Source organism: Microbacterium sp. 22215 (genome assembly GCF_052045655.1).
Classification (GTDB): Bacteria; Actinomycetota; Actinomycetes; order Actinomycetales; family Microbacteriaceae; genus Microbacterium; species Microbacterium phyllosphaerae.
Window position 1 is genome coordinate 22,882 of sequence record NZ_JBQEPC010000012.1, and the last position, 6,177, is coordinate 29,058.

At 61.3% G+C, this 6,177-nt stretch carries 6 protein-coding genes; 3 read left to right on the forward strand and 3 right to left on the reverse strand.

Translation table 11 applies throughout. From position 1 onward, the window contains the following. Positions 1-6: 6 nt before the first annotated feature. From ACTJKH_RS16540 to ACTJKH_RS16550, 3 genes are all read left to right on the forward strand, one after another. Positions 7-915 carry a LysR substrate-binding domain-containing protein gene (locus ACTJKH_RS16540; RefSeq protein ID WP_440737824.1) on the forward strand — a complete coding sequence of 303 codons (909 nt, stop codon included), beginning with the start codon at positions 7-9 and terminating at the stop codon, positions 913-915. Between the two features lie 138 nt (positions 916-1,053). Next, positions 1,054-2,193 carry an alpha/beta hydrolase family protein gene (locus tag ACTJKH_RS16545; RefSeq protein ID WP_440737825.1) on the forward strand — a complete coding sequence of 380 codons (1,140 nt, stop codon included), beginning with the start codon at positions 1,054-1,056 and terminating at the stop codon, positions 2,191-2,193. Positions 2,194-2,204: 11 nt separating this feature from the next. After that, positions 2,205-3,251, forward strand: a complete 1,047-nt coding sequence (locus ACTJKH_RS16550) for a Gfo/Idh/MocA family protein (RefSeq protein ID WP_440737826.1) — start codon at positions 2,205-2,207, stop codon at positions 3,249-3,251. 18 nt (positions 3,252-3,269) lie between these two features. Here the strand turns inward: ACTJKH_RS16550 and ACTJKH_RS16555 are convergent, their stop codons facing one another. The 3 genes from ACTJKH_RS16555 to ACTJKH_RS16565 form a co-directional block, all read right to left on the reverse strand. After that, positions 3,270-4,277 carry a LacI family DNA-binding transcriptional regulator gene (locus ACTJKH_RS16555; protein ID WP_440737827.1) on the reverse strand — a complete coding sequence of 336 codons (1,008 nt, stop codon included), beginning with the start codon at positions 4,275-4,277 and terminating at the stop codon, positions 3,270-3,272. An 85-nt stretch (positions 4,278-4,362) separates the two neighbouring features. Continuing rightward, positions 4,363-5,145 (reverse strand): carbohydrate ABC transporter permease, encoded by a 783-nt coding sequence (locus tag ACTJKH_RS16560; protein ID WP_440737828.1) that lies wholly within the window; start codon positions 5,143-5,145, stop codon positions 4,363-4,365. Between the two features lie 65 nt (positions 5,146-5,210). Beyond that, the gene (locus ACTJKH_RS16565) at positions 5,211-6,146 is read right to left on the reverse strand and encodes a carbohydrate ABC transporter permease (protein ID WP_440737829.1); all 936 of its coding nucleotides are present in this window, start codon (positions 6,144-6,146) and stop codon (positions 5,211-5,213) included. Positions 6,147-6,177 lie beyond the last annotated feature (31 nt).

Below are 6,177 nucleotides of genomic sequence, written 5' to 3' on the forward strand. Positions count from 1 at the left end.
GTATCTATGGAGCTCGTCAACTTCGATATGAACCTGCTTACGGCATTGGATGCACTGCTGTCTGAGGAGAGCGTGAGCAGAGCTGCCGAACGCCTGCGTGTTGGCCAGCCAGCGATGAGTGCGACTCTCGCGCGTCTGCGGGCGTCATTGGGAGACCCGCTTCTGGTGCGGTCGGGCCGTGGCCTGCAGCGCACCGCCTTCGCGGAGTCCCTGCGCGAACCCCTCACCGCGATCCTGGGAGACGTCGAACAGCTCATCCAATCGGGTGCGGCGTTCGATCCGACCACATCGAAGCGCAGCTTCACGATCCTCGCCAGCGACTACGTGGCGCTCGTGCTGCTTCGCCCGCTCATCGAACGGCTCGGTGCCATCGCTCCGAACGTGAGCGTGCGCGTCACGCCAGTGGACGCGTCGCTGATGGAGAGCATCCGCCGGGGGCTCGTCGACGTCGCCATCTACCCGAGCGAGCTTCTTCCGACAGACGTTCCGTTCCGCACGCAGCCTCTTTTTGATGACGACTTCGTTTGCGTCACTGACAAGGCGAACGAGATGGTGGGGGACGTGTTCACCGTCGAGCAACTGAGCTCCCTGCCGTATCTGGCAGCAAGCCAAGGGCTGCTGGCATCTCTCGCAGATCAGCGACTCGACGAAGCGCATCTCGCGAGAAACACGACTATGATTGCGCAGTCATTCGTCATGGCTCCGTTCATGCTGCCGGGTACGAAGATGTACACGATCCTGCAGCGCCGGCTCGCGTCGCTGTTGATGGCCGAAGCGCACTTCAAAATGCTGGAGCCCCCCGTACCGATTGCGGCCATCCACGAGCTGATGCTCTGGTCGCCGCGGCGAGGCGCTGACGCCGGCCATGCGTGGCTTCGCGAGCAGCTGCAGGAGTCTGCGCGACGGCTGGGGTGAGAGAGTATCACTTCGGTCGATGGAGCTCATGGAGCATGGGCAATGGACACCCTAGAGCGACCCGAACCATCCTGGAATCCTTACTTCGAGGGTTGCGACACAGTCAGCGGCCCTCGCTCATTTCGGCGAAGGAGCCCCATGTTTGAACCGTTTCCCGGCAACTACGTGTGGAACCTGTCGACCAACATTGCGTTGAACACCGGAGCGCAACTGAATGAAGTCCTCGATGCCATCCGCCCGGTCATCGACGCATCTTCGCAGGGTGATGAGGCGACTGAGGCGTACCTGTCGGCATACGAAGAGCTCGGTGACCGGCTCGTTGAGTTAGCCGACGAGGATCTCATTGCTGGCAACACGCTCTCTGCCTCCGACAAGTACGAGCGGGCTGCTGTCTATTACCTGACTGGCGAGCGTATGCAGCGGGTGGGATACGCACCCCGCGAGGTCGTCTACGACAAGATGCTGTCCGCTTTCGCCTCGCACCTCGCGCACACCGACCGAACCGCCGAGCGGGTGGAGATTCCGTACGGTGACACGAGCTTCCCGGGCATTCTCTACCGGTCGCCACTGGCGGGCCCGAAATCGCCTGTGGTCGTGCACGTGAACGGCCTCGACTCCACTAAAGAGATGATCTACGGCGCTCCGCTGAGAGAAGATCTCTCGCGTCGCGGGATCTCCACGCTGATGGTGGACCATCCCGGCACTGGAGAGGCCTTGCGCCTCCGCGGACTGACCGCAATTGTCGAGGCGGAGAGATGGGGTGCGGCTTGCGTGGACTACCTCCTATCGCGTGGAGACGTCGACGAGGACCGCATCGGTATCGTCGGCTGGTCTTTGGGTGGCTACTACGCTCCGCGGATCGCCGCATTCGAGAAGCGGTTCGCGCTGTGCGCATGCTGGGGCGCGAACTATAACTGGGGCGAGCTGCAGCGACGCCGTGCGGAGCGCGAAGGTGAGAACCCGGTTCCTCATTATTGGGACCACGTTCAGTGGGTGTGGGGGCAGCCGACGTTTGAAGACTTCATGAAGTTTGCTCCCGCCGTCACTCTGGAAAACGTGGTCTCCGAGATCACGGTTCCGTTTCTGGTGACCCACGGTTCGGGTGACCGTCAGATTCCACGAGAGTACGCGCACGCGCAATACGACGAGGCCGTCAACAGCCCTGATCGAACCCTACGCCTCCTCACTCCGCGTGACGGAGGAATCGAGCATGTCGGCGGAGACAACATGCTCCCGGCGGCGTCCATCATTTCCGACTGGGTCGCGGACAGGCTGTAGAGGACACCGCAGTGCGACCAGACCATCTTGAGAATCGCCCAAGCCTTCGGGCGCTCATCGTCGGCTTCGGGCACGCCGGACGCGACATTCACATGCCACTTCTCCGCGCCGCAGGTTTCTCGAAGATTGCGATCGTTAGCAGAGGGCGCCGTGCTGCGCAGGAGGCGGACAGGTCGGGGGTGGAGGTCTACGGCGCGCTCGACGCCGTGCCCGGGACGGTAGATATCGCGGTGATTGCTGTCCCGGATGCTCAGCATGAGAGCATCGCGATCGAGTCCCTGTTATGTCGGCCTCGGGTGCTCGTGGTCGACAAGCCATTAGCCACGTCGAGCGAAGGGGCGGAAAGGATAGTCGATGCGGCGAGCTGCCTCGGAGTTACCGTCGTGCCGTTCCAGAACAGGCGGTGGGATGGCGACTACCTTACTCTCGAAGATCTGTTGCGGCGTGGTCGCCTCGGGAAGATCGTTCGCCTTGAATCGCGAATCTCTATGTGGGCGCCGGAGCTCAGCTCCGGCTGGCGAGATGTTTCGCATCCGGGGCTGAACGGGCAACTGGGGGGAAACGGCCCTCACCTAGTCGATCAGGCCGTACGGTTGCTCGGACCGGTGCGTAACGTCTACGCGGAAGTACGCACTCTCAGGTCTGACGCCGGCCCTAATGACGATTGTTTCATCGCGCTCACTCACGAGAATGGGGCGTCGTCGCACCTGATCATGACCTCCCTCTCCGGTTTCACGGGTGAACGCTTTGTCGCAATCGGGACAGCGGGCACTTACACAGTGGAGGGGATGGATCCGCAGCAGTCAAGGCTCAGAGAGGGCCGCGCACACGTTGGACCAGCCACTCAACGCGGATACATTCACGGAGCGTCGCGTCGATCCGTCCCCACCCGGGTCGGAGACTGGGCCGATTTTTATCGAGAGGTGAGACGCGCGATTCTCACAGGGTCGAAGATGCCAGTGACCGCGTCGGAGTCGATTGAGGTGCTTCGTCATCTTGAGCAGGCAACTGAAAGCAGCCGATTCCGGTTGGCCGCCGCAGGACCAATGACCACCTGATGGGCACGCCGGTGCCGATCACGCCAAGACGATCCCACTCGACTCTCGTTCAATTACGGTGAACGGACTGATGAACTCTCGAGCTGCCTGGTCGTATCCATTGATCCTCTGCACAAGGTAGCGGAGTGCTGCATCAGCCATGGCCTGATGGTCAGGATCAACTGTCGACAGCGAAGGGATACTGAATCCGGATTCGGCGACGTTGTCGAAGCCGATAACCGCCACCTGCTTGGGTATCGCCACCCCGACGTCGGTCAACCCACGCATCGCCCCGAACGCCAGAGTGTCGGTCACGCAGAACAACGCGTCGACGTCCGGACGTCGCACCGTGAGTTCACGGGCCGCGTCGGCGCCCGCCTGCATGGTGAAGAGGTCGACGGGTGCGACCAGATCCGGATCGAATGGGATGCCAGAATCCTCGAGCGCCGCCTTGTACCCGGCGAGCCGCAGGCTCGCTACACCGTCCTCTCGGTCTGCCGCGTCTATGATGGCGATCCGGCGACGTCCACCGTTGATGAGGTGGGTGGTGGCGGCTCTCGCTCCGTCGACGTTGGCCATAGCGACGTGGTCGACGGGGCCTTGGAAGATCCGCTCGCCGAGGATGACGACCGGATAGTCGACTTTCAGGAGGTCGGTGTCGGCTTGGCCGAGGCCGACTGTACTCAGGATAATGCCGTCGTACAGTCGGTTTCGAGAGAGAGCGAGGGCGTCGAGTTCGCGTTCTCGCAGCGCGCCGGTTTGCTCGATCGCGACGCGCAATCCATGCTTGGCGGCCGCGGCGATGATCGCGGCACTCAGCAGCCCGTAGTACGGGCGGTCGATCTCCGGCACGGCGAGCCCGACCGTCCCTGTTCTGCCGGTTCGGAGGTTTCGTGCAGCGACGTTCACCCGGTACCCCAGTTGGGAGATAACCTCGAGCACGTGCTCGCGAGTCGACTCACGCACATTTCGGTGTTCATTGACGACGTGGGAAACCGTCATCGGTGACACGCCCGCGGCTTTCGCCACGTCGTGAATCGTCACCATCTGCGCTTCACCTCACTTGCCGACGCGGGGGCTGTCGGGCAGATCGAAGGACTACCTCGGTATCTATGCATGATAGTTGCGACCGTCATCCTTTGATGCTGCCGGCGGCCAGCCCGCTCACGATGTACTTCTGCAAGAAGACGAAGAACACCATCATCGGGATGAGAGCGATGACTGTGATGGTCATGAACATCGGCCAGTCGGTAGTGAACTGTCCGACCGATCGGTAAACCTGCAAGATGATCGTCAACTTGTCGGGTGAGCTGAGGAACACGCTCGGCGCGATGAAGTCGTTCCAGACTCCCATCGTCTGGATGACCCCGACCGTGATCAGAATCGGCCGGATCAGGGGCAGCACGATCTTCCAGTAGATCCGAAACGGGCCAGCTCCGTCAACCCGCGCCGCCTCGATGATCTCGAACGGAACACTTCTCATATACCCGATGATCAGGAAGTAGCTGAAGATCGCGCCACCGGACGAGATCAGGATGAGGCCTTCGAGGGAGTCGATCAAGCGAAAGCCTGCGAACAGCTGGTACAGCGGGATCAGGGTCGACTGGAACGGAACGAGGAATGAGACGATCAAAAGCACCCCGACGATCCGAGTGAACCAGGAGTTCTGCAGAATCGAGCCGAATGCGGCCATCGAACCTGCTAGGAGCATGATCAGCACGCTCACGACGGTCACGTAGGTGGAGTTGAGGAATGCCTGCCCCAGCGGCACGGTCGTGAACGCCTCGACGTAGTTGTCCAGATAGATCGAGGCAGGGAGGCCGAACGGATTCGTTGCGACTTCGTTCTGCGTCTTCAAGGTGCTCACGACGACGTAATAGAACGGAATGGCGACAAGGCCCGCGAACGCGATCATTACAACGCTGAGTAGTAGGGATCGCCATGGGAATCGGCGCGGCCGTCGGGCGAGATGTGTAATGGTCACAGGATGTTCCTCTCAGCGCGACGCGAGGCCCACAACTGCACGAGGACGATCGCCGCGACGGCAAACATGAAAACGGTGCTGAGAGCGCTGGACAGGCCATAGTTCCCTTGCCCCACGCCGCCGACGATGATCGACTGAGTGATCGTCCAGGTTGCAGTACCGGGACCGCCCGCGGTCAGCACGAAGGGCAGTTCGTACACCTTCAGGCCCCCCGTAAGCAGAAGCAGCGTGCTGATCGTGACGGCCGGTGCCAGCAACGGCAGAGTCACATATCGGAACCGTTGCAACGCCGAGGCGCCATCGATCTTTGCGACCTCGTAGTACTCGCCGGGGATGGATTGGAGGTACGCGAGATACAGGATCGCGTGCCAACCCGTAGCACTCCACACAGCGACCACAATGACGGAAAGCTTCGCGAGCTCCGCGTTCGACAACCATGGGAAAGGGCCGATACCGAACCAGGCTTCGAGAACGGAGTTGAGAGCTCCACTGCCGAGCGGGTTCAGAATGAACGCCCACACGAGTGCAAGCAGGGCCAGGCTCGGCACAGACGGGAAGAAGACAATCGATCGAACGAAGTTACGGCCGAAAAAGGCTTTGTTCAGAATGAGGGCGAGCGGGATGGCGAATGCCGTGATCATCACGGTCGTGGCTGCGGCGAAGAGCAGCGTGAAGCTCAGTCCTGCCAGCAGCGTGTCCTGAGTGAAGACCCGGAGGTAGTTCGCAAGTCCTACGAACTCGTAGTCGGGCGAGTACCCGTTGAAGTTGGTGAAGGACCAGAAGATCGACTGGATCATCGGGTAGATCAGCAGCACAGCCATGAGCACCATGACCGGCAGGGAGAACAACCAGCTCGGAGCGGAGTGATATCTCCACTGCTGGAAACGATAGGCGAATGTGTGCGACGCGCGTCGGTCGACGGAAACAATCATGGGACTCTACTTCTCGTTTGTGCGGGCGCGG